Source organism: Psychrobacillus sp. NPDC096426 (genome assembly GCF_044762745.1).
Lineage (GTDB): Bacteria > Bacillota > Bacilli > Bacillales_A > Planococcaceae > Psychrobacillus.
This window is the reverse complement of the sequence record NZ_JBIWEX010000017.1, coordinates 19996-43462: the sequence shown is the minus strand read 5'-3', so window position 1 is coordinate 43462 and position 23467 is coordinate 19996. Positions and strand designations below refer to the sequence as shown.

Annotated in this window: 31 protein-coding genes; 3 read left to right on the top strand and 28 right to left on the bottom strand. The window is 37.0% G+C overall.

Annotation, left to right across the window (positions count from 1 at the left end):
* Window positions 1-74: 74 nt before the first annotated feature.
* Window positions 75-416, top strand: coding sequence for a helix-turn-helix domain-containing protein (locus tag ACIQYS_RS14585; protein ID WP_402981422.1), 342 nt, complete (start codon window positions 75-77; stop codon window positions 414-416).
* Between the two features lie 13 nt (window positions 417-429).
* On the top strand, window positions 430-888 hold the full coding sequence (locus ACIQYS_RS14580) for an ImmA/IrrE family metallo-endopeptidase (RefSeq protein ID WP_402981419.1): 459 nt from the start codon (window positions 430-432) through the stop codon (window positions 886-888).
* Between the two features lie 81 nt (window positions 889-969).
* Here ACIQYS_RS14580 and ACIQYS_RS14575 read toward each other — a convergent pair whose 3' ends face one another.
* The 9 genes from ACIQYS_RS14575 to ACIQYS_RS14535 form a co-directional block, all read right to left on the bottom strand.
* Window positions 970-2274: a D-serine ammonia-lyase gene (locus tag ACIQYS_RS14575; protein ID WP_402981416.1), complete on the bottom strand. Its 1305-nt coding sequence runs from the start codon at window positions 2272-2274 to the stop codon at window positions 970-972.
* A gap of 18 nt (window positions 2275-2292) precedes the next feature.
* Window positions 2293-2736, bottom strand: a complete 444-nt coding sequence (locus tag ACIQYS_RS14570) for a GNAT family N-acetyltransferase (RefSeq protein WP_402981413.1) — start codon at window positions 2734-2736, stop codon at window positions 2293-2295.
* A 127-nt stretch (window positions 2737-2863) separates the two neighbouring features.
* The gene (gene trhO / locus ACIQYS_RS14565; RefSeq protein ID WP_402981410.1) at window positions 2864-3820 is read right to left on the bottom strand and encodes an oxygen-dependent tRNA uridine(34) hydroxylase TrhO; all 957 of its coding nucleotides are present in this window, start codon (window positions 3818-3820) and stop codon (window positions 2864-2866) included.
* Window positions 3821-3909: 89 nt separating this feature from the next.
* Window positions 3910-4356, bottom strand: a complete 447-nt coding sequence (locus ACIQYS_RS14560) for a YaiI/YqxD family protein (RefSeq protein ID WP_402981407.1) — start codon at window positions 4354-4356, stop codon at window positions 3910-3912.
* Between the two features lie 140 nt (window positions 4357-4496).
* Window positions 4497-5552, bottom strand: a complete 1056-nt coding sequence (locus tag ACIQYS_RS14555) for an ABC transporter substrate-binding protein (RefSeq protein WP_483880189.1) — start codon at window positions 5550-5552, stop codon at window positions 4497-4499.
* A gap of 45 nt (window positions 5553-5597) precedes the next feature.
* On the bottom strand, window positions 5598-6377 hold the full coding sequence (locus ACIQYS_RS14550; RefSeq protein ID WP_402981401.1) for an ABC transporter ATP-binding protein: 780 nt from the start codon (window positions 6375-6377) through the stop codon (window positions 5598-5600).
* Window positions 6378-6381: 4 nt separating this feature from the next.
* The gene (locus ACIQYS_RS14545; protein ID WP_402981396.1) at window positions 6382-7203 is read right to left on the bottom strand and encodes an ABC transporter permease; all 822 of its coding nucleotides are present in this window, start codon (window positions 7201-7203) and stop codon (window positions 6382-6384) included.
* Between the two features lie 184 nt (window positions 7204-7387).
* On the bottom strand, window positions 7388-10468 hold the full coding sequence (locus tag ACIQYS_RS14540; protein ID WP_402981393.1) for an AAA family ATPase: 3081 nt from the start codon (window positions 10466-10468) through the stop codon (window positions 7388-7390).
* The gene (locus ACIQYS_RS14535) at window positions 10465-11631 is read right to left on the bottom strand and encodes an exonuclease SbcCD subunit D (RefSeq protein ID WP_402981390.1); all 1167 of its coding nucleotides are present in this window, start codon (window positions 11629-11631) and stop codon (window positions 10465-10467) included. The genes ACIQYS_RS14540 and ACIQYS_RS14535 overlap by 4 nt, the downstream gene beginning before the upstream one ends.
* Before the next feature lie 131 nt (window positions 11632-11762).
* On the opposite strand from ACIQYS_RS14535, the gene putP reads away from it, so the two are divergent.
* Window positions 11763-13247 (top strand): sodium/proline symporter PutP, encoded by a 1485-nt coding sequence (gene putP, locus ACIQYS_RS14530; protein WP_402981387.1) that lies wholly within the window; start codon window positions 11763-11765, stop codon window positions 13245-13247.
* Between the two features lie 186 nt (window positions 13248-13433).
* Here putP and ACIQYS_RS14525 read toward each other — a convergent pair whose 3' ends face one another.
* The 19 genes from ACIQYS_RS14525 to ACIQYS_RS14435 all read right to left on the bottom strand — a co-directional run bounded on the left by ACIQYS_RS14525 (window position 13434) and on the right by ACIQYS_RS14435 (window position 23367).
* Entirely contained in the window at window positions 13434-13817 is a 384-nt protein-coding gene (locus tag ACIQYS_RS14525) for a hypothetical protein (protein ID WP_402981384.1), read from the bottom strand.
* 133 nt (window positions 13818-13950) lie between these two features.
* Window positions 13951-14142: a helix-turn-helix transcriptional regulator gene (locus ACIQYS_RS14520; RefSeq protein ID WP_402981381.1), complete on the bottom strand. Its 192-nt coding sequence runs from the start codon at window positions 14140-14142 to the stop codon at window positions 13951-13953.
* Between the two features lie 41 nt (window positions 14143-14183).
* Window positions 14184-14507 carry a DUF771 domain-containing protein gene (locus ACIQYS_RS14515; protein WP_402981378.1) on the bottom strand — a complete coding sequence of 108 codons (324 nt, stop codon included), beginning with the start codon at window positions 14505-14507 and terminating at the stop codon, window positions 14184-14186.
* A gap of 2 nt (window positions 14508-14509) precedes the next feature.
* A complete protein-coding gene (locus tag ACIQYS_RS14510) occupies window positions 14510-14734 on the bottom strand; it encodes a helix-turn-helix domain-containing protein (protein ID WP_402981375.1) in 225 nt (74 codons plus the stop codon).
* Between the two features lie 21 nt (window positions 14735-14755).
* The gene (locus ACIQYS_RS14505) at window positions 14756-14938 is read right to left on the bottom strand and encodes a Rha family transcriptional regulator (RefSeq protein WP_402981372.1); all 183 of its coding nucleotides are present in this window, start codon (window positions 14936-14938) and stop codon (window positions 14756-14758) included.
* Between the two features lie 27 nt (window positions 14939-14965).
* Window positions 14966-15145 (bottom strand): hypothetical protein, encoded by a 180-nt coding sequence (locus ACIQYS_RS14500; protein WP_402981369.1) that lies wholly within the window; start codon window positions 15143-15145, stop codon window positions 14966-14968.
* A 37-nt stretch (window positions 15146-15182) separates the two neighbouring features.
* Window positions 15183-15362, bottom strand: a complete 180-nt coding sequence (locus tag ACIQYS_RS14495; protein ID WP_402981366.1) for a helix-turn-helix domain-containing protein — start codon at window positions 15360-15362, stop codon at window positions 15183-15185.
* A 218-nt stretch (window positions 15363-15580) separates the two neighbouring features.
* Window positions 15581-16291, bottom strand: coding sequence for a hypothetical protein (locus ACIQYS_RS14490; protein ID WP_402981361.1), 711 nt, complete (start codon window positions 16289-16291; stop codon window positions 15581-15583).
* 122 nt (window positions 16292-16413) lie between these two features.
* Window positions 16414-18435 (bottom strand): hypothetical protein, encoded by a 2022-nt coding sequence (locus tag ACIQYS_RS14485; RefSeq protein ID WP_402981356.1) that lies wholly within the window; start codon window positions 18433-18435, stop codon window positions 16414-16416.
* Between the two features lie 5 nt (window positions 18436-18440).
* Complete coding sequence (locus ACIQYS_RS14480; RefSeq protein ID WP_402981353.1) at window positions 18441-18758, bottom strand: hypothetical protein; 318 nt, start codon at window positions 18756-18758, stop codon at window positions 18441-18443.
* A gap of 121 nt (window positions 18759-18879) precedes the next feature.
* Entirely contained in the window at window positions 18880-19191 is a 312-nt protein-coding gene (locus ACIQYS_RS14475; protein WP_402981350.1) for a hypothetical protein, read from the bottom strand.
* A 14-nt stretch (window positions 19192-19205) separates the two neighbouring features.
* The gene (locus ACIQYS_RS14470) at window positions 19206-19883 is read right to left on the bottom strand and encodes a head maturation protease, ClpP-related (RefSeq protein WP_402981347.1); all 678 of its coding nucleotides are present in this window, start codon (window positions 19881-19883) and stop codon (window positions 19206-19208) included.
* A 1-nt stretch (window position 19884) separates the two neighbouring features.
* Window positions 19885-20337, bottom strand: coding sequence for a hypothetical protein (locus ACIQYS_RS14465; RefSeq protein WP_402981344.1), 453 nt, complete (start codon window positions 20335-20337; stop codon window positions 19885-19887).
* The gene (locus tag ACIQYS_RS14460) at window positions 20334-20903 is read right to left on the bottom strand and encodes a hypothetical protein (protein WP_402981341.1); all 570 of its coding nucleotides are present in this window, start codon (window positions 20901-20903) and stop codon (window positions 20334-20336) included. Before ACIQYS_RS14460 ends, ACIQYS_RS14465 begins: the two co-directional genes overlap by 4 nt.
* 393 nt (window positions 20904-21296) lie before the next feature.
* Window positions 21297-21659, bottom strand: a complete 363-nt coding sequence (locus ACIQYS_RS14455) for a hypothetical protein (RefSeq protein WP_402981338.1) — start codon at window positions 21657-21659, stop codon at window positions 21297-21299.
* Between the two features lies 1 nt (window position 21660).
* Window positions 21661-22302: a hypothetical protein gene (locus ACIQYS_RS14450; protein ID WP_402981335.1), complete on the bottom strand. Its 642-nt coding sequence runs from the start codon at window positions 22300-22302 to the stop codon at window positions 21661-21663.
* A gap of 20 nt (window positions 22303-22322) precedes the next feature.
* Entirely contained in the window at window positions 22323-22643 is a 321-nt protein-coding gene (locus ACIQYS_RS14445; RefSeq protein ID WP_402981332.1) for a hypothetical protein, read from the bottom strand.
* Entirely contained in the window at window positions 22636-22878 is a 243-nt protein-coding gene (locus tag ACIQYS_RS14440; RefSeq protein ID WP_402981329.1) for a hypothetical protein, read from the bottom strand. The genes ACIQYS_RS14445 and ACIQYS_RS14440 overlap by 8 nt, the downstream gene beginning before the upstream one ends.
* A 6-nt stretch (window positions 22879-22884) precedes the next feature.
* Window positions 22885-23367, bottom strand: a complete 483-nt coding sequence (locus tag ACIQYS_RS14435; protein ID WP_402981326.1) for a hypothetical protein — start codon at window positions 23365-23367, stop codon at window positions 22885-22887.
* Window positions 23368-23467: the final 100 nt, after the last annotated feature.

The window sequence follows — 23467 nt, the reverse complement described above, 5'->3', positions numbered from 1 at the left end:
TTTTGATTTGTTGCGTTTTAGGAAATATCGAGTTAGAATTCAAACTATAGATAATATGTAAGGAGATTACAGCTGTGAAGAACTTCGGAACATTATTAAAAGAGCTAAGACTGAATAGAAAACTCACCATTGAACAATTAGCGGATTCTTTAAATTCTAAATTTGGCAGTAAAATTAGTAAGAGCTCTATAAGTCGTTGGGAAAACGGAGAAGCCGATCCTAAGTTGGAATTTGTTCGATTACTCGCTGATTTTTTTCAAGTTCCAGGCCATTATTTCCTAGGAGAAGACTCTGAAAAAATATTGGATAGACAGAAAATCGTAACTATTGCAGCGCATATTGATGAAGATGTCACGGAAGAAGAAATGGAAGACATTAAGAAGTATATTGAGTTTATTAAATCGCAACGCGGATAAATGAGGTGTTTACATGACGTATGATCGTCTGATAATGGAGTACCCACATATTAAAATTATTGAGAAAGCATTACCTAAAGGTCTCCCAGGTTTATATTATGATAACGTCATTGAAATTGATAAATTCAAAGATAAATACGAAAAGCATTGTATTTTAGCAGAAGAGCTTGGTCATTACGAGACGACCTATGGAGACATTACAGACTTAAATGATATGAGAAGTATAAAATTAGAACAAATCGCCCGAAGATGGGGTTATGAAAAAATTGTCTCTTTGGATCAGCTAATTGATTGCTACGAAAAAGGACAGACAACACTGGAAGAAGTGTGCACGAATCTTGAAATAACTCCGGAGTATTTAAAAAACGTAATAGATTATTATATTGAAAAATATGGTCTCTTTAAATTACATAAAGAATACAGGATTACCTTTGAGCCTCTAAATATTAAGAGGATAGAAAAAGAAGATTAAATAAATGATAAGGATGACTTAAAAGTAATTCTTCTTTTAAGTCATCCTTCTTTACTCTTTCGAAAGAGAAAATAAGAAAGTTTACTGATTAAGTAATAGCTTTCCTTTTTCGTAGTACACTTCTTTCACATGCCCCGGTACCATTCCACCGCCAGTTGCCCACACAATATGCGTTGCATTATTCAAAGGAACACCATTACCCGCTAAATGAATTGGGCCAGTCATCCCTGCTAGTGCAGACGGTTCTAAGTGAATCTTTTCCGTATCCGCAAGTAGCGCAAGCAATGTATACATCTTTCCATCACTAATCGTATAACTTCCACTTAAAAGCTTCTCCAGTGTTTTACCGACAAATCCAGAAGGTCGACCAACTGCTAGACCATCCGCGTCGGTTTTATTGTCTAAACCAATTTCATCTACTGCTATATCTTCATGTAATCCCGTCATCATCCCGAGTAACATACAAGGAGAGTGAGTCGGTTCTGCAAAGTAGCAATGAACATTGTCACCAAACAAAAGCTTTAAGCCAAATGCCACGCCGCCTGGTCCACCACCAACGCCACAAGGTAAATAGACAAACAACGGATGATCTTCATCTACTTTTTTCCCTTGCTGCTCCAACTGTTTTTTTAATCTACTTGCTGCAACTGCATAGCCCATAAATAAGTCTGTAGAATTTTCGTCGTCGATAAAAAAGCATGTCGGATCTTTTTCCGCTTGTTTTCTACCTTCTTCCACCGCGATACTGTAATCGGAAGCGTATTCGATCACTTCTACTCCTTTTTCCCGAAGCATATCTTTTTTCCATTGCTTAGCATCGCTCGACATATGGACTGTCACACGGAATCCGATTTTCGCACTCATAATCCCGATGCTCAAACCAAGATTTCCTGTTGAACCGACTGCAATAGAATAACGAGAGAAGAATGCTCGCATTTCATCCTTGGCAAGAACGCTATAATCATCTGCCTCGGTCAAGAAGCCTTCCTGAATAGCAAGGGTCTCCGCAATTTTCAACACTTCATAAATACCACCGCGCGCTTTAATTGAACCAGAAATCGGTAGATCATTGTCGCATTTTAGTAAAAGCTCTCCATCGAAATCAGTTTGGAATAATTCCTTCATCCCAATAGCCATTTTTGGAATAGCTACGAGTGGAGATTCGATGATGCCATTCGTTTTCGCTGTTGCAGGAAAAGCAATTTGTAAGTAAGAAGCAAATCTATCTAGACGATCACTTGCGTCCTGTACCATTTCACTTGTAACGCTTAGATTTTTCAAAGCGTTTTCTGTTTTTGTTATATTTGGATTGAACCAAATTACTTCTTCTGTTTTTTTCATTTTTTCAATTAAAGGAAATTGCTCAGTTAAATTTTGTCTACTCATCGTTGTCTGACCCTTTCTCTATAAGCTGTACACATGTGTTATATCGGGTGACCGCTCATCAAATTGGAATCCATTAGCCCGGTAAAATGCATCCACTTTTGCGGATTCCGTTTTCGTTGTAATTTCATTGAACTGTCCTCTTGCATGGACGAAAATGGCGTTAAAAAGTTCACTGCCGATTCCTTTTCTACGATAGCTTGGTAGTGTGTAAGCTCTTTGTAGTCTTGCAGCCGCAGCGTCTTTGCTCTTTGTATTTCGATTTATTCCTCCAATTGCAACGAGTTTTTCCCCGTCCCAAGCACCAAATAGCGCTTCTCCTTGTTCACTAAACCGATTCGTACCGTCTTCATACTCAGAAGCAAGTCTTGATACGAAACGATACCCTTCTTTTTCGCTTTCTTGAATTAGTTTGGATACGTCTACTTCATTTAAATCAGAAATCTTTCTCACTTCGATTGCCATATACGTTCCCCCATTCCTATTTTAAAAACGAACTCTTTATTATAATTCAATATATGTAAGCACTTTCCCTTTAAATTATCAAAAGCAAAAAATCCCACCTTGCTTCGGCAAGGCGGGATTTGATATTTTATATGGTTGCTTCAATAGCAGCTAGTCTTTCTGCTACTTCTTCTTCAGATAGGTTGTGTTCTACGATGTAGCGGTTACGTGGATGTACGCGGCAATCGTGTGAACAGCTACGAAGGTATTTATGTTCGTTTTCTTCTGAGCAAAGGATTTTGTCATTACAGTCTGGATTTGCACAGTTTACATAACGCTCACATGGTTCGCCAGTAAAATGATCTTTCCCAACAATGACATGTTCAACTTGGTTAATCGGAACAGCAATACGTTCGTCAAACACGTACATTTGACCATCCCATAATTGACCGCGAACTTCTGGGTCTTTTGCGTATGTTGCGATACCACCATGTAATTGGGCAACGTCTTCGAAGCCTTCTCGTACTAACCAGCCTGAGAACTTTTCACAACGAATTCCACCTGTGCAGTATGTTAAAACCTTTTTACCTTCGAACATTTCTCGATTTTCCAACATCCAGTCCGGAAGATCACGGAAGTTGCGAATATCTGGGCGAATTGCTCCGCGGAAATGGCCTAGGTCAAACTCATAGTCATTACGAGCATCGATTACAATTGTATCTTCTGCTTGCATTTGTTCAAAAAACTCTTTTGGAGAAAGGTATTTTCCTGTTAATTCATTTGGATTAATATCATCCGCTAATCCTAAATGAACGATTTCTCGTTTAGGACGAACATGCATTTTTTTGAATGCGTGTCCTTCTGCTTCATCTATTTTATACACCATGTCAGCAAACCGATCGTCCGCTTTCATCATTTCCATGTATGCGTCGGTTTGTTCAATTGTTCCCGAGCATGTGCCGTTAATTCCTTCATCGGATACTAAAATGCGCCCTTTTAACCCAATTTCTTTACAAGCAGCAAGATGTTCTTGTGCAAATGTTACTGGATCTTCTATAGGGACATATTTATAGTAAAGTAATACTCTGTATGCATTTGTTTCCATTTTTTACTCCACCTTTTCTAATTTTGTCCACCGAACATTATAACAAAATTAGTGATGGTTGTTAACTATTACAATTGAATTCGAAACAGTCAGTCTTTCACTGCTACTTTACAAAGTTCTGTAAAGCTTCTTTCAAATTTTTCGTTATCTTCTTTTTGGCGTTTCCTTGGTCCTTTTAGTCTTCCACCCGCTTGCCTAATTTTTTTCGACATATGCCGACTGTCTAAAAGCTGATCTATATTCTCTGATGTATACCAACGTCCATTTTGATCAATTGCAAAGCCTTGTTTTGCCAACACCATTGCGGCAAGCCCGTAATCTTGCGTAACGACGATGTCTCCCTTTTTCACTCGGTTCACAAGTACAAAGTCAACTGCGTCAGCGCCTTTAGAGACCATTATCGTGTCAGCGCCTTCGCGTTGCATATAATGTGCTGTATCGCATAGCAATGTAACTTTTAAATCAAACTTTTTTGCAACCGAAATTGTTAGATCTACCACTGGGCATCCATCCGCATCCACCAACACACTTACCATTTCACTCACCTCATCTATTCACACTCTTATCTCATTATTGTATTACACACGTTCTATAAAGTGAAACTTCAATCGGTGGGGGTCTTGGCTTCCCGTTAATGCGGGATATTTAAGAAAAAGCGCCCATATGATTGGACGCTTTATCGTTCATATGCTCCTAAAATCTCGACTGCTTTTTCTGTAACAGATGTGTCGACTGCTTTGTCAAAGTCAACATCCCCACTAATTGCACCATTTGCTTTATACGCATCGTATTGTTTTACAATATCATCTAAAAACATCTTTCCATCTGGATCAAGTCCAGTCACAAATACTTTCTCCCATAGTGCAGGATCTTTTAGTGCAGTATACTTTGTCATAATGTCGATTACTTCCGCTTTTCCTTTTCCTTTGATGAACGCATCATTATAGTCGCGCACCCCTTTTAAATAAGCAGCCATAAAACGCAATGATACATTTTTTTCATCATTCATAAATTGAGGTGATCCTAGCACTAATGCAATTTGTGATTCTGGAGCATAGTCGGTCGTATCTCCAAAACGTACGTGGAAGCCATTTTCGATACCTTGTGCGATTAGTGGCTCTATTTGAAGCGCTGCATCAACCGAACCATTTTCAATTGCACCAAGCATACTACCGAAATCTCCGAGCAGTACAAATTCAACATCATCAGGGGTTAAACCAGCATGTTTCAACATTTCTAAATAAATATATTCATCAATCGAGTTTTTGGAAGAGACGGCAATTCGTTTGCCTTTAAAGTCTTTATATTCCTTAATTTCATCTTTCATCTGATTGCCGATAACGAATGAAAAATAAGACTTCCCTGGCACATTATGCCCTTTATCAGCAATGATTTTCACATCAATTCCTTGTGCAATTGCGTTAAAAAATGACGCAGTAGATACTCCCCCTGCAATATCTACATCACCGGATGCAAGCGCTGGAAGCATTTCATCACTATTTCCAAACTGGGCAAATTCCACTTCAATATTGTAGTCTGCAAAATATCCTTTTTCTTTTGCAATATAAAAGCCGGCTCCAGATGCTGCTCCATCTTCTGCGATAACAACCTTCACTTTCTTGTCAAGCGGAGCTAAATCTCCAGATGGATTGTTTTTATTTACCACATCGTCTAACGCAACAGTTGTACTTTCCTTTTCCTTTGAACTACACGCACCTAGTAAAAGCGCCATTGATGCCAGTAGTATCAAACAACGTTTTTTCACAAACTTCCTCCCTTATCCTCTCGATCGCTGAACTTCTTGTTGTAAATGATTCCATATAACAATGAATTGCTCCGCCATTTCTTCATTTGCTCTCACTTGCTCCATCGTTCTTGGTCTTGGAATAGGCACTTTAATTTCTTTTACTATTTTTCCAGGATGGGCGCTCATTAATACGATTCGGTCGCTTAGTAGCAATGCTTCATCGATGCTATGTGTAATAAATAACACCGTTTTTTTCGTTTCAGACCAAATAGAAAGTAATTCTTCCTGTAAAATGAATTTATTTTGCTCATCTAGTGCGGCAAATGGTTCATCCATCAGTAAAATTTCAGGATCATTCGCAAAAGCCCTTGCAATGCTAATTCGCTGTTTCATGCCCCCTGATAGCTCTTTTGGATAAAGCTTAGAAAAATTGCTTAAACCCACTTTTTTCAAATAGTTATTTGTTTGTTTAAGGATGAATTCTTTCGGTAAATGACGCATATTAAGCCCAAATGCCACGTTTTCTTCGACTGTTAACCAAGGGATGACGCCTTTTTCTTGGAAAACCATCGATTGTAATGGGCGAAAATCCGAATCGGAGAAAACCGTAAATTTACCGGAGCTTTGATGTTCTAAACCTGCTAGTATGCGTAATAAAGTCGTCTTACCGCAACCACTTGGTCCGACTAAACAAACAAATTCGCCCTCTTTTACATCGAGTGATACATTTTTCATCGCCGTCACACTATTATTTTTCTTGTAAAAGACTTTCGTTAAATCTTCAATAGAAATTTTCACATCATTATTCACCTATTCACCTCCAGGGGACAATCTTCTTTTGCAGCCCACGTAAAAAAAGGGAAAATAGAAATCCGAAAAAGGAAATGAGTATTAAACCAACGAACATTTCTTTTAACATGAATGCTTTGTAAGAGGTCCATATTAAATACCCTATCCCTGATGTGGCTCCCATCATTTCCGCAGCAACGATTGTAAGCAGTGCAATCGCCTGCCCCATTTGAATACCTTCTAGCATGACAGGAAGTGCACCTGGAAATGCTATTTTGAAGAAAGAATCTTTCGGACTTGCTCCGTAATTTTTCGCAACATCTAAATGTACTTTTTCTATGTTTAGGACACCTGCAACAGTATTAATGACAACCGGGAAAAATACGCTTCCTGCGATTGTTACTACTTTTGAGAAATCTCCAATTCCAAAGAAGATAATAATGATGGGTAGTAGAGCTAAGGTAGGTATTGGCATGAGTGCCATCACAATCGGGGATATAAAATGTCGAATTGGTCCATATAATCCCATCAGTAACCCGATAACAATTCCCGGTATTACGCCAAGTAAAAATCCCGCAGCAATTCTATATAAAGATACAGAAATATGTGTCCACAAAAGACCATTCGTTGCCAATTCGAAAAATGTAGAGACAATCGCTGATGGCGGCGGGAAAAATCGAATATCTAGAATTCCCGTTCGCGCGCATATTTCCCATAGTAAAAGAAGTAGAATCGGTGAAATAATCGTTAAGAGTTGCTTACTCCGCTCCTTTACTTGTTGCTTTTTCCATTCCTGTTGCTCGGTTTCATAGGGATCGAATAGTACGTTCCCTTTTTCATCGCGCATTTTTCACCACCTCTTCTCAAAATAATATGACGAATGCCGGGAATGTGTGAAAAATACGAAGCATTCCTTGAGGAAAACGTCTAGTTTTTTACAAGAAATGGATTAGAGAGCCCAGTTCGGGTGTGTAATCAATCAACTTAAAATAAGGCGCCCCTTTCTTATCGAAAGGAGCACCTCACTTCACTCACTTAATAACAAACTTCGTTTTACTATAGCCTTCTTTTACCTTCTCCACTTCCAGAATGGCCGGCATAGACGCTTTCAACTCAGCGACATGTGATATAACACCAATCATTCGACCAGATTTTTGCAAATCGATTAACGTATCAACCGCTTTGTTCAATGATTCCTCGTCAAGAGATCCAAATCCTTCGTCGATAAACATCGTATCGATTCGTATGCTTCCTTGGAAGCTTTGAATAACATCGGCCATTCCAAGCGCTAAACATAGCGATGCATTGAACTTTTCGCCACCTGAGAGTGTTTTGACGTCTCTTGTTTGACCTGTATATGCATCATATACGTCTAGTCCAAGCCCGCTTTGTTTGCCATGGGTTTCTTGTCGTTCACTGCGAAGCAATTGGAATTGACCATTCGACATATGCTTTAATCGCTCATTTGCAGCAGCAACGATTTGCTCTAAATATTCAATTTGTACGTATCGTTCAAACGAAATCTTTAAATGATTTTGCCCGCGTAGCATATCGTACAAATCTATTATTCGTTGCACTTGCTGCTCCAACCTCTCGATTCTTTCACTTGTGGTAGCAATCTTCTCTTCCAATATACGACCTGCTTTTTCAAATTCTTTTGTGCTATTTAATGCGGTTAAAGCTTGTTCATACGTTTCCTTTAACTGAACGAGATCTTCTTCTAGAGGCGCAAGCTCTATCTTCACTTTCGACTCTAGTTGTTGCCTTCCTTCTCTAACTTGCTCTGTTAATGTATGAACTGTTTGTTTATAGGTCGTACACTGCTCTTTTAACATCATTCGATCTCTTTCGGATAATTTAGTTGCTCTATATGCTTCGATCGATTCGAAGTATGCCTTTGCTAATGCCTCTTGGAAATTGCGTTCCGCTTTATCAAGTTTTTCTTTTATTTCTTTTTCGGCTATTTCAGCATGTTCAAGCGTTAAAATTGCTTTCGTGCAAGCATCTTGAGCAGTTTTCAGCCTTTTCTGTGCTTCTTCCCACGCATGTTCTAATGCTTCTTTTTGTTTTCTGGCAGCTGTCAATTGGACTTGGAGCTCCTGCAAACTTGGAATATGAGCTGGGATGGATGTTTTTTTCGATTCGTATACTGCTTTGGCTTGTGCTAATAGCCCGTTTTGTTGTTGATAGTTCGTTTCTAGCTGATTTTTTTCCTGTTCCAATTGCTCTACTTTTACTAACAAGTCTTTATAAGGTTGCTTTAATAAAGAAAGATTGTTTTTTTCTACTCGAAGTGCATCCACTTCCGTTTGTAACTGTTTGAGCTCCTCTACCACTTGTTCAGCTTGCAGCCTTTTTACTTGAAGCTCCTTTAATCGCCCCTCTAGTTTTTCTAGCTGTTTAGTAGCCGCTTCTTTTTTAGCTTGAATGGTTATCCATTTTGTTTCTTGCTTCGTCAACTTTTCTTTTAGTTGTTGTAACGCTTCTTCGTTCACGGACGCATCATGCACATCCATGCTTAATACATCATGGTCCCTGTTGCCACACACAGGGCAAGGATCCCCTGGTAGTAGTTTGGATGCTAGAATACTTGCTTGGTTGCTCATCCATTTTCGTTCTTCTGCATTGTACGCTTCTTTCATTTCACCATAAATAGTCTGCTGTTCTATTTCCTTTGCGGCAAATACTTGCAATTCTTTTTCATTCAAAACATATTCTTGTAGTGCTGTATGCTGTGCTTGTAATACGGTGAGTTGCTGGACCTTTGAATCAAGCGGCTCCACTAGATTCTCTAGTTTGTCTATTGCACTTTTCTGCTTCCCGGAAGTTTCTTTTTCCTTTAGGAAATGCACTGACTTCTCGTCCAATTGAATTTTTAAACTAGCTGTACGTTTTTCTAGCTGAAACATTTCCATTCTATTCGTTTCCAATTGTTCAAATAAAGGGACTAGTCCGTTTAACTGAATAACTGTTTCGACACTTTTTTCACGTACTTCCTTTTTACTTGCCTCATCGTTATACAGAGTAGTTACTTGCTTAAGTGTTTCTTCTGCTCTAGTCATTTCATTTTGTGCTGATTCCAGTAACGCTTTTTTATAGTGTACTTCTTTCTCTATGTCTAAATAATAAGCTTCAATCGTTTCGATGGTGCTTGCACGTTCTGCTGCTTCTAGTTGACGTTGTTTGTATGTGTATTCATCGGACTGTTCTATTAAAGTTTCCAGTTGGAGTTCTTTTGTTTCTAGCTCTAGGAATCGTTGGTTTATTGCTTTTGCTTCATAATAGGCAATTTGTTTTGTTGCGTGTTGTGTGTAGGCCTCTTTATACGTAAGTTCGTCTAGTTGAATCTTTTCTTTGTAAAAATTTGTTTCTTCTTTTAAAGCTTCGACTAATTGATACGTGTTAAAGCTACTAGATTCAATCAGTTCAAAAACGCTCGATTCACGCACTGGAAAGGAAGCTAGAATTTGCTCGGTATAACCATTTCGCGTTAATTCTTCTTTTTTCAGATCCGCTTCTGCTACTAATTTCTTCTCTTTCAACTTCTCACTGATCATTTTATATGGTTCTGTTTTAAATATTTTACGTAAAATAGCTTCTTTGTTTTCTGTGGAAGAGGTAAGGAGTTTTCTAAATTCCCCTTGTGGAAGCATCACAATTTGGCTAAATTGGTCTTGCGTGAGTCCGACTATTTCTTCTATTTTTTTATTGATTTCGGAAACGATTTGTCTGTCGACTACAGGGACTTCTCCCGTTTCTAGTATTTCGAAAAATTCATAACGTTCGCCTGTTGCACTTTTATTTCCTTTTTTTACATGCGAGAGCTGACGTAAAATGCGATACTTACGGTTATGTATTTCAAAAACCAACTCCACAGCAGTATGTGTATCATCCGTAGCGAAATCGCTTCGCATCATTTTCGTGTCCTGTCTATCTTCGCCGCTTCCTGACCCGTATAATGCAAAACAAATACCGTCAAATATAGTCGTTTTTCCAGCTCCTGTTGCTCCGGAAATGACGAATAGTCGATTGTCTTTTAACTCTGTAAAATCAATCGTCTCAGAAAATTTATATGGACCAAAAGCGGTCATTTTCAGTTGAAGTGGCTTCACGCTTTTTCTCCTCCTTCCCGTTCCTCCAATATCGTTTGTCCAAGCGCCTCTTTAAAAAGTACTTCTGTTTCCTCCGTAGGCATTTTCCCACTCAATTCCGCATAAAATGCTTGAAACAGTGTAAAATCATCCATTTTTCTTCGAGGCATTGTCTTACTTTCAGTAGAAGTACTAGTGGAACGAAATATTTTTCTCTCGACATGCATCGCATTTGGATAGACCGTACGGATTTGCTCCATTGGCGATAAAATTGGTGTTTCATCGAGCAGTTTCACAAATACAAAATCTTCACTTACTGGCTGTTGCAAAATTTCTTGCATATACCCTTCTACCGTCCGCATATCACGATTCGGAGTTAATAATCTTTTTTCTATCGCGACATTTCCCACTTCATCCAGTTCAACGATGAAAAAACCTTTCTTATGATGCTCTTCCGAAATCGAGTATTTTAAAGGAGAGCCTGCGTATTGAATGGTCTCGTTTAATACATAATGCGCTTGGTGAAGATGCCCAAGTGCTGTATAGTTAAATTTTTCAAAAAGTGCTGCATCTACATACTCTGCTCCACCTATTGCAAGTGGACGCTCTGATTCACTTGTGTTTTCTTCCTCTTGACCATGTGGAGTTACAAATGCATGCCCTACAAATACATGTCTTTTAGTCGGGTCTGCTTGTTTTTCTATTACTTCTATAATTGCTTTCATCGCCGTTTGATGACTTATAACGGATTCGTTCTCCAATAAATAGCGTACTTGAGAAGGATCTGTATACGGAATTAAATGAAAGTGCACTTCTCCAAATGCATCATTTAATATGACTGGTTTTGGCTCTTTCATTAATTGACCGACTATATGTAATCCTGCTTCCTTCATTAGTTTACTTCCAAAGTTTAAGCGTCCAGGACTATCATGATTTCCTGCAATACTGAGCACTGGAATCTGTCGCTTTAGGACGATTTCTGCTAGTATATCGTCCAGTAAATTTACTGCTTCGGTAGGTGGAACGGCACGATCGTATAAATCGCCTGCAATAATAACAGCGTCTGGTTTTTCTTGATCAATAGCTTCTAATAATTGTTTTAAAACAAATTGTTGTTCTTCTGTCATGTATACACCTTGCACTAGTTTACCTAAATGCCAGTCTGCTGTATGAATAAATTTCAATGAAAAAACCCCTTTCAATTGTTCGTAAAGTTATTTTAACAGAATTAATAGTCGGAAAAATATGTAATTTCAAATATATCATTTAAGTCTATTAACTCCCGTGTTATGATTAAAATGGGAGGAGATTGTTTATGACATCAGAAGCTTATCAACTAACAGCCATCATTATATATATGATCGCCATGTTAGTTATTGGGTGGTATTCTTACCGAAAAACATCTAATTTAACAGACTATATGCTCGGAGGTCGTTCGCTTGGTCCTGCAGTTACCGCATTAAGTGCAGGTGCTGCAGACATGTCCGGCTGGTTATTAATGGGGTTACCAGGAGCTATTTATCTTTCAGGAATGGGACAAGCTTGGATTGCAATCGGTCTTACAATTGGTGCCTATCTAAACTGGTTGTTTGTCGCACCAAGACTACGTGTGTATACACAAGTATCTAATGATTCTATTACGATTCCAAGTTATTTGGAAAGTCGTTTAAAACAGTCGTCTCGATTATTACGTGTGGCATCCGGTCTAATTATTTTGTTATTCTTCACATTTTATGTATCTTCCGGAATGGTATCTGGAGGAGTTTTCTTTGAAAGCTCATTTGGTTTAAATTACCACACTGGTCTTTTAATTGTCTCAGGGGTAACTGTTGCCTACACATTATTCGGAGGCTTCTTAGCAGTTAGTTACACGGATTTCCTTCAAGGTCTTCTCATGTTCCTAGCGCTAGTTTCTGTACCTATTGTGGGTGTCTTTACAACAGGTGGAATAGGTGAAACCATCGAATCTATTAAAGCTGTAAACCCAACACATCTTAGTCTTTTCGCAGGAACTACTTTAGTTGGTGGAATTTCTGCTGTTGCTTGGGGACTTGGCTACTTTGGACAACCTCATATTATCGTTCGTTTTATGGCAATCAGCTCTGTAAAAGAAACTAAACAGGCTCGCCGTATCGGTATTGGTTGGATGATATTAAGCTTAGGTGGAGCAATTGCTACTGCTTTGGTCGGAGTTGCTTATTATCAACAACATCCAGAACTAAGTTTAGAAAACCCAGAAACTGTTTTCATTGCACTTGGGCAGATTATATTCCATCCGTTTATCGCTGGAATTATGCTTGCAGCTATCTTAGCAGCAGTTATGAGTACAATTTCTTCACAATTAATTGTAACTTCTTCTGCTTTAATTGAAGATTTATACAAAGCAGTTATTAAAACAGACGCTCCAGACAAAACATATGTACTTTATGGACGTATCGCTGTACTTGTTGTATCTTTAATTGCTTTAGCTGTTGGTTGGGATCAAGATTCAACCATATTAAAACTTGTTTCTTTTGCTTGGGCTGGTTTTGGAGCAGCATTTGGCCCAATTATTTTATTAACACTTTACTGGAGAAAAATTACTTCAGCTGGTGCTTTAGCAGGTATGATAGTTGGTGCTGTAACTGTATTAATTTGGGGCACAATTGACACACTTTCAAGTGCATTATATGAAATCGTTCCTGGTTTCATTTTAGCATTAATTGCTGCAGTAGTTGTCAGCTTAATAACATATAAACCTAATACTGAGATTGATCGAGAATTTGAAGAAACAGAACGTTTATTGAAGTCCAGTAAATAAAGTGATAACTAATTTCAAAACCCAGTGACAATGCAGATTTATCTAGGTTACCTACACAATGTATTTCAATGAATACTAAGTGTTTGGTATTCAAATGGTATTCAATAACCGGGCATGGGTAGTTATATAAAATATGCGCAGCATCCCTATACAAAAGAGGTGCTGCTTTTGTTTTTTTGCACAGCCTTACGAATGATTTTTTATCGCTGCATTTAAATAAATATGTAAGTCCTCTTGTTCCATTATATGATTTACTCTTATAATATCGTTCCTACTATATTTAACTGGAATTATTGGTTTTATTGGAGTTTTAAAAATTTCTGAAATTAGTGAGAGATCAAAGTCATTTGCAGTCTTTTCTAGGTTTGAACCATTGTGGATGAAATATTCTAGATATTTTAATTCAGATGTATCCATTTTGACAAGATAGTTATATAGGTCTGATTCAGCTTCTTTATATTTTAATGTATTTTTATTACTATCACTTTCATTAAAAGCAATTTTTCTAGCCAATGCCAATTGTAATACTATTTTAGCTTCATTAATAAAATGTTTTTTAAAAATATCCATTTATATCGCCTCCTAAAAGTATTTAATAAATACTGCATACATTCTATTATCACTACTCCCTTCTACTACAATAATAGACAAGACTGCGCAATTTTGCTCTCACCTAATTAATTGATAATGTATCGGATGACTCTTATTCGTCTAGATTATCTATAGAAAGCCAATTATCAATTGCATCTAAATCAAAAATTAATACACGTTCACTTACCCGGATATACGGCATTTCATTTGTTCGGATTAATTTATTGACTGTAGATCTACTCATTGGACAATTAATTGAATCTAGATATTCTAATAGAGAAGTTACTGTCCGTATTCTTCGCAATGATTTCACCTCCCAATTCTGCTAATTTAAGCTGAACCAATTTACTTACTACTGAAAATAGAGTAAAAGTTTTCTTCCAAGAATTCAGCCATTTTGGAAGCTAGAAATGTCCACTTTTCCCCTTTAACCTGTGGATAATAAACGAACCCACCATTATGAACATCCAGTACTTTCTTGAATTTAGGAGGATATAAAATATTGTCTTTTATCCATTCTACTTTTTTACCTGTACGAACTTCTAAATCCTTCATTGACCAATACACACCGATAAGTGATTTATCTTTTAACTCTTCTAATTCAACTTTCGAGATTAGCAATTGATCATTTGGAATAGGAACAATTAGATCTACCTTTAGTTGCTGCACGCTTATTTTTCCTCCCTCTTCGTAATCTCTAGTACTTTAACATTGAATGGATCTGTTAAATCTTTACCGGCATTGCGTTTCATGAAATCCTCCAACTCAATTGAAGAAACTTTCATACGTCCTAGTTTCAAACCTACTAATTGACCACTTTTGATAAGTTTATAAACAAAAACTTTATTGCATTTGAGAAGCTTCGCTATTTCTGAAACTTCCAGCAACTCGACCATAACTATTTCCTCCAAAGAAATTTATTTGTTTTGTGAATTCGTGTACGTTGATTCAATGAAATAGGACTCGCCAATTTTGGTGTCACCTAATTGTTCGGGTATATTTCTGATGTCACAAATTACTTTGTCATGAGGTCTTCCAAACATTTCAGTTACATCACGACTATCAGTTACTAACTGTCCATCAAAATTAATAATGTCCAATGTATTTCCTTTTTTTCAATAGCTTGTCTAATGCGGCAGCTCATATTGATTCTCTTCTTCAACAAGTACATGTTCTTTACCAGTAGTTAGATTTGCCCACAAAAGTTTGCACTGATTAGAAACTTTAGGTTCCTTCAACGGATCTATTTCTTTCTTTTGACCATCCACAATAAAGAAATGACGAAACGTATATTTAGTTTTTTCCATATCATAATTCCTCTCGATTCATATTTTTTTTAATTGATTAGAGCTGCTGTGCACTATCATCACAAAGCCATTTTTCAATAGTCTCTTTGAGAAATAAAATAGGCCCACGCACCTTTTTATGTGGTATTTCCTTTAATCGAGCCATTGTGTAAATGGTCCCAATAGAAACACCAATTAATTCTGCTACTTCATATACTGTCAGCGTAATTTTTTCCATAGATATCACCTCCATCTAGGTAGTTCTTTTTAAAGTCTCCATAATCCTTCTTAAATCGAAATTAAAAAAGATGAGCCGAAGCCCACCTTTTACTTTAATATATTCATCATTAATTCCAAGCCTTATCGTTTACTCTTCATCTCTGCTAAACTACATTCCTTTTAAAGACATAATAAAAGCCACACCTGGTTAGATGCGACTTAATAAATATGATCAAATTATAAATTTTCCTGAATTTCATTATCTATATGTTTTTTCGGATCAAATATATATTTTTGCATTGCTATTTTAGCATCTTGAAAATCTAATGTAACCCTTGTCCAATGCTCATAGAATTGTTCAATATTCATTGGATTATTTTCAATTAATAATTTATGGATATTCAGTAATTCATCTAAAGTACTAGTCATTCGATACATAGCTGTCATCACTTCTAGTGGATCAATCCTCGCAGGCACATATTCTTTGTTATTCATGAATATCATCTTAAAGCTTTGTAATTGCATTACACCTTTGATAAATTCATTTTCTAAATCATTAGTTAAAAAATTATCTTTTTTAAATACATTGTACTTTTTTTCTATTAATGTATTAATCATTTCCTGTTGTTTGTATACCTTTTTATAAACTTCTTCTAACGTTATATAACAGCTTACAAAAGCAGTCTTTAATTCCTCTAGCTTTTCAACCTTCTTTTGTCTAATCCTAATTTCCCGGTCATTTTCAATTGCTTTGTTAGTCTGCCATACAGCTACTTGATAAGCTCCGAAAGCACCTAATGCACCACCTGCCATACTTAAAATACCACCAATAATCGTCGCTTTATCGTCACTCTGAATTCCAAAAACTTGCATTAACAAAGCATATAAAGCTACTAAGAATCCAATTATCGATATTAATAAAAGTGTGATTACTGATTTGTTATTCAACTAATTCCCCTCCCCACTAATATCATAATGTGAATGGAAATGATTGTCACTTACAACTTTCGACATAATACTTCAAAAACCTCTTTTAAAATATAAAAAGGAGCCTAAGCCCCTTCTTAAATTTACATATTCGCCATTCTTAATTTTAATTGTGGTACTAATTCATTCACCACTTCAGCGACAGTCAAATTAGTACCATGTATATGAATGTCACCAAAATTAAAGGTCTTACTTTCTGATTTCGTATTATTTGCTTTTGTTGTTTCGATATTTGTGACAGTACGCTTATCTTCATTTCTAGTATTATTAATGAAAGAACGATTATTCTCGTTTCGCGTTTCGTTATTTGTAACGAAGGACTTCTCAATGCTAGTTGCCGCTGGTTTAATACCACTTGGTAATGCACGATCAATATTATCAATCGTCACGCCTTGTTTACGTAAATTTCTCGACTGTACTGCAGGTACAATCATTTCATCTTTGTGGATGTTGGCTACCATATCCCTACGCACTCTATTTGTACCGACTGCAAAAGAATCTATATCTTGAAGTCCAGTTGCTCTTTGTGCTACTTTCCTCGATTCTCCCCATTCCACTTTTGCGACCATTGGAATTTCTATGCCTGCTACTCCTGCTATTTTATTAACAACACCAATGAAATCATTAATTTTGTCAATCATGAAATTAACACTTTTCCCTGCCGCAGTTTTTATGTCACTCCAGGCGTTAGAAAATCCGATTTGAATATCAGTCCACACACCCTTTAAGCTATCACCCATTGATTTACATACTTCCGTTACCTTGTCCCAGTTTTTGTACAATAGGACACCTGCAGCTACTACCGCACCAATTCCAAGAACAATCCATCCTAGAGGTGTTAAAGCTAACGTACCATTTAATATTCCGGTGGCTATACTTGCTGCACTCGTAACCCCTTCCCAAAGAGCTGTTGCGGTTGTAATCGCCATTACTCCTAATTTATATGCCGCTATAGATGCAACCACACCTGCGATAACCGGACTAATCAAAGACCAATTGTCTTTAATAAAATTGTACGTTTCTACAGCTTTATCTAAAGCGAAACCAATTGCATCTTTTACAGCCGGAAAAGCAGTATCTTTCATCCAATCAAGCCCAGGCTTTGCAGCTGTATACATTTCTACCAGTTTATCTTTAACCGTTGGAAGTGCTACATCTTTCATCCATCCCAATGCAGGTTTGGATGCTTCTATGGCATTCTTTGCTACGCTACCAAAATTTTTAAACCTTTCAACAACAGCGTCTGTATTAATATTGCCTATCCAATCAGTCAACCTTTTCATCCCGTTTATAGCTGGCTCGAGAATTGGTTCACCTAGTTTTTCTTTCACCAGTTTCCACGATTCACGCAAGTTACCCATTACGTTTTCAAGACCATCCGTTTCACGTGCCGCTTGCCCTAATGCACCAGACAACTTGTTACCGTCTTCGACCATTTGCAGTAATGTTAATTGTTTTTGGTCCTCACTTAATTTTTTGAACGATTTACCATACAATTTATTGGCTGTTGCATTACGCGTTGTTTCTGTTGCAGATATACCTAGCGCTGCATCGTTGGCAAAGTTTCCTTTTAAGAACGACTGCAAACTCTCGGATACATCTTCAATGGATTTATCGTAAAATGCGGCTCCATCGGCTGCGGCTTTTGTTGCCCGTTCCGCTAATCCCAATGAACTAGCCGTATCCATGCCGGTTGTTTTAGCAAACGCCGCCATTCCTAAGAAGCTTCCTTTCAACCTCCCAGAAAGGATACCGGTTTCATCTGCTACTTTAGATAAACTACTATTTGCTGCCGATTCCATGCCCGAGAACACTTGCTCAAATTGAGATGACATTGCTTGTGCGGATGCCGCACTTTCGATCATACTCACACCGAAGTTTTTTACTGCATTGATTCCCATATATGCCGCTACCATTCCTGCAGCACCTTTAGCGGCGCTAGCAAAACCGGAAGTTGCCGCTTTTCCAAATCGACCCACTGCATTACCTGTACTCTTAACACGTCTTTCTAAATCCCTCGTACTATTTGCAGCCCTTCCTGCAGTACTTCCGAAGTTTTGGTCTCTCAAAGTCAAGACTGCGGATATAACACGATTTCCTGCCATTTATTTCACCCCTCATTCATTAAGAAATTTTCTAATTGTTTCACCATAAATACCCCTGTAACGTTATTAAATTGTTTTGCCCAACGATCTAACCGTTGAATCTTTGAATCTGCTGTTTTTGCGTACGACCAAACTACTTGTAACGCTCGCCTATTTGTTTCTGAAATATTATAAGTTTCTTCTGTTCGATTAGACTCAAACGCCAAATCTGACCAAAAATCACTTTTAAACGCCTTTTTATAAATCTTTGGTGTATTTAAACTAAAAGCAACAGGAATTATATGACCATCTACTAGAATTCTTCCACACTTCATATTTCCCACTCTTTACTCACCGCCTTTTGCCTATATGAAATTTATTAAAAAAGTAGTGCCAATCCGTAGACTGACACTATTAAAATTAGGAGGTCTTTCGACTATAAAATTTATAAATCATTTTTAAAAATTAGTTACTCGGAAATTTTTCGTGTAATTCTTTAGCTTTATCAACTAAACGCTCATTGATCTCATTTAATTGTTTTACTGTATCTAAAGTGAAGCGTTCTGTTTCATCCGCCCAACTCTGCACATCGCCATAATGTTGTGCTGCATGTAGTTTGTTTGAAGTTGCCGTTACATATGAATCTAATGCTTTCTCAAGTAATTCGATAGATGTGTAAGCTAGTTGTAATGTTTCATTTAATTGATTTGAGCGCTTTTCAGATAATACTTCCACAACTTGTCCTGTCGAAATTACTCGTTCTTGTGAATTTGTCATTTTCTCATCCCTCCCTAGAACATAAGTGGTCTACGTCTAGTTACTTTTTTAGTTTGTGTTGGTTGTTTTTCTTTCTTCTGGATATATTCCTCAATAACCGATGCGCTCAATAGCCCATCCATGCCCACACAAGCAGCGATAACCTTATTTTGTGTACGGCTTTCTGAATACATCACTTCATCTGCAAAGCCGTACTCAACTGCCTTATGAGCTGAAAAATACGTTTCTGAATCCAGCCATTTTTTGATTTTCTCTCGCGATTGGTTCGTGCGTAACTCATAAGCATTCACTAAACTTTCCGCTAGTTCTTCTAATTGGTCCGCAACTTCACGCATCGCATGTTGATTGCCTGTTTGGGTTGTCCATGCGTTATGAATCATTAATTGACCAACCGGGCTGATTAACACTTCATCTCCGGCCATCGCAATAATAGAAGCTGCACTTGCTGCTATGTTTAAAATCTTCACCGTCTTTTTACCTGGATATGCTTTTAATTTCGTGTAGATCAGGAAGCCTGCATATGCATCGCCACCACCACTTGAAATGTGGATTTCGATTGGTTCTGAATCCTTTTTAGGTAACTGAGTGAATATATCTTTTGGTGCTATGTTTTCAATTTTCCATTCATCATAAATTTCTTTATGTTGATCTGAAACGATTACTCCGTTAATTTTGATAATCTTTGTCACCACTTTATTCACCCCCTCTCGATTGATTACGTAGATCTGGAATATCGTCATAATCTAAATGTTTCTCCGGAGGGTATGCCACAAATTTACCGAATTGTGCTTCAACATCGGATCGTAAAATGTTATGCATACTTTCAACTGCATTTTGTAACGCTCGACCTTTAGCAATAACAATATTGCTCGGAATCGCTTCATAAGCGCTAACTTCAAAATTAAAATCAAGACCAATCGCCGCATAATTTTCTTCTGTTAAAATTGTTTTTAATTTCATTGCATCGAAGTGTTCAAGTAAACGCGTGAAGTATGTTGGTTGTTTCTCAATTTTAGCTTCAATCATTGCAGCTAAAATTTGTTTACCGCGTGGGGAAACCGGTCTAATTTTACATGGATAATAACCTGCACTTTCGCGTGTACGAGAATACGCTAACCGTTTTTCAAATTCTTGCATATAATTCATCTTAATTTCACTCCTTTATTCACTTTTAATAATGTATTTAGAACTTCCTTTAAGTCTCTACAACGCCTTGAATCCGGGTGAGTAATTGCAGAAATTTTAGGAGATAGGACTAACTGGTCTTGAATCCCATAACCGTATTCTCCATAGAGTGACCTATCTAAACGACCTAAACTAATTTCACGTTGATGCAATTGGTTTATTTCTTGTAGCAATGGCATCACTTCGTTTTCGATAACATCAAAATGCTTTTTTAATGTCGCTGTTTTTGAATCAATAACTTTGTATAATTCTGCTAGCTCAATTTTGCGATTATTTTCTATTTTTTCTCGCGCATCATCAGGAATAAATTGCCCTCCCTTGCTTGATAGAATTTCAAATTCTAACTGTTGCTTTTTCTTTAGCAACTCTTCGTATTGCCCGAAATCCTGCACTTTTGGGAGCATTTCATTTAACAATTTAACCTGAGTTTTTGGTGTCATTTCGTTCATTTTTTCTTTTACCTTACGCTCAACTATCTGCAAAGCTTTTTCTGTTTCAACTAGAAACATTTCTGGTTTAACCTTCATTTTCATAACCTCTTCCATTTTTAATTTATTGTTTTATTTCTAACTGATTAAAGTAACCCCCTCCCCCTATACCCCTCTAATGTGAAGGTGTTTTTATAAATATTTTCAGACAGACGAGGCCCCAACCGGTCTGGGCTATTTCGGCTTTTTTCCAAAGTTTTTGACCGGGGGGCTTATTTCATCTCATAGCATCACCACCTAAAAGAAAAAGCCCACAACATACACATCACTGTGTAGTCATGGACTTCTAGAGTCTCTCGAGTTTTATATTTAGTTTGGTCTTACACTTCGCATTCGTACATTGTATTTGTATATCACAATCATCGTTCACCAGTTTGAAGTTTCCTTTTGCTTTGCTCGCTAACTTATTACATTTAGGACATCTTACTTCGTTCATATAGCTAATCCCTTTTCTCTTAATGCTCTAGTGAATTGAGCATGAACGTTATCTAAAGAGTTGGCAACATAACCCATATCTACCGCTACTTCTTCTAATGTGTAGCCCTCTATATACTTTTTAAAAAGTAGTTGGCTAAAACTACTTTTAAATCCTCTGATCAACTCTTTGCAATCCTCTAGATCTCGTTTCTGAAACTCTACTTCCTTAGCAAAAGCCTTTCGCATATCTTCTGGATTTTGTTCATCATCAGCAATTGCTTGATACTTATCGATTTTATTCATGGTTTCGTAAATACCTTTAATCCAACGGTAATTTGACTCCACATCAATATCTCTTAATTTACTTGGTATAGTCATTTCAATTTCCTCCAGACATACTCTTTCTCAATCGATCTAAACGTTTCTTACGTTTTTCCTCACTGCTGATTGGCTCTCTGATATGAATAGTTCCTTCAATGCTATTGCTTATTTCCTCGTTCTGAAATTCAGCCTTTCTTAATTCGGATTGGTAGAAGTTTTCCAACTTTTTTAAATTACGTTTTAATGCGCTACGCAAAACTTCGTATTCTACTAACATATTTCTTTCAAAGTAATCTAATAGTAATTCCCTATCGTCTGGATCAACTACTTTGAGTGCAGCATAGAAACGATTATTCTTAGCAAATAGCTTTTCAATTTGCTTAGTGTATCTTGCTTTCTCATCCACAATCATCAAAGCAACTCGTTCAGTTTGACTTGACTGTCTGTATTCCGAATCGTAAGGGGAAACACCATACGAAAATTCATATAGCTCTGAAAAATGTTCTTCTATTTGTCGTTGATAGCGAATGGCCAATTCTTTGCTATGTGCATCCACATACATTGAATACATGATTTCCCGAATATATCCTTCTAATATTGGTGTAGGATCATCAGAATCACTACTTATTTCATACCTTGTCCCAGCTGTTAAGGCTTCCATTTCAGCACCGAACTTATCACTTATTGTCGCACGATTCATATCTGCACCACCTTTTAGGACTAAGCAACATATCCAATAGCATCAATTGTTTTCTTTAGTAATAAGTTACGCTTTCTTATTACCTTACTTCTGGAGATAAATAATTCATCCGCAATTTCAATCCATTCAAGGGCATCTGATTTATTCCAATACCTCATTTCAATTATTTGCTTTAATTCCTCATCGACTACCTCATAAACTTTTGATAGACCAATGACAATACTTTCTAAATTGGAAAAGTATACTGGGTTTTCATTAGGAACTATCTTCTCAAGTTTATTTTTAAATTCATCAAACCTTGTCCAATAGTTTTCAAGTATAGCTATATCGTATTTATTCATAGAGTTTCACCCCGTATTTTTCAGCTAGTCGAAGATTTTCAGCATTGGTGCGATCTATAACCAAATCGTAAGTTGTTGGATTCTTTAAATTGATACAATGAGCAACCACATTACCTTCTTCAGCAGCATGGATATGACGACTTTTGCAAATTACACATTTTTCGACAACTGAATATAATTCCGGTATTTTTTGATAAGTTGTTTCTTTGAGTGTGACTATGTTTTGTTTTGTCATTTTTAGTTACTCCTTTTCACTACCGAATTTTGGGTTGTGGGATTTTTTTATTTCTACAAGAAATGTTCCAGCAGGGTTGTGGAATGAATGATTAGAGATATTAAAATCCAATCCATTCTCGCCACAATAATCTATAAGTTCCTCGAGAGTTTTTTTGCCTAATGTATATGGTTCTATCGTAAAAGAATATGGCTTCCCATCTTTAATCCACAAATTCGAATGGTCGCTACCTGGTACTTTGTCAATCAGCAAATCTATATTACCTCGCTTGCCTACTAACCTTTTAGCACTAGCAACTCCTTTTGTTTTCTTTACTCCCATTCGTTGCATAAATATATTTTCTCGTTCCTTGTGTATAACATCTGAATAACATCTACCTACTAGATCAATACCACTTTCCACTTTCATAAGCTCATTCAAAGCATTATAAGCAGCAAAATATTTATTTTTAGTAGCTTCGTCCATATTCTGTAAGTTTACGAATCTCATTTATTAACCTCTTTTCATAAATTTATAGATTTGTTCCAATCTAATAGACTAAAGATGGAACAGGTTTTGAGCCTACTCCCACTTAACTTAAAGCCGATTC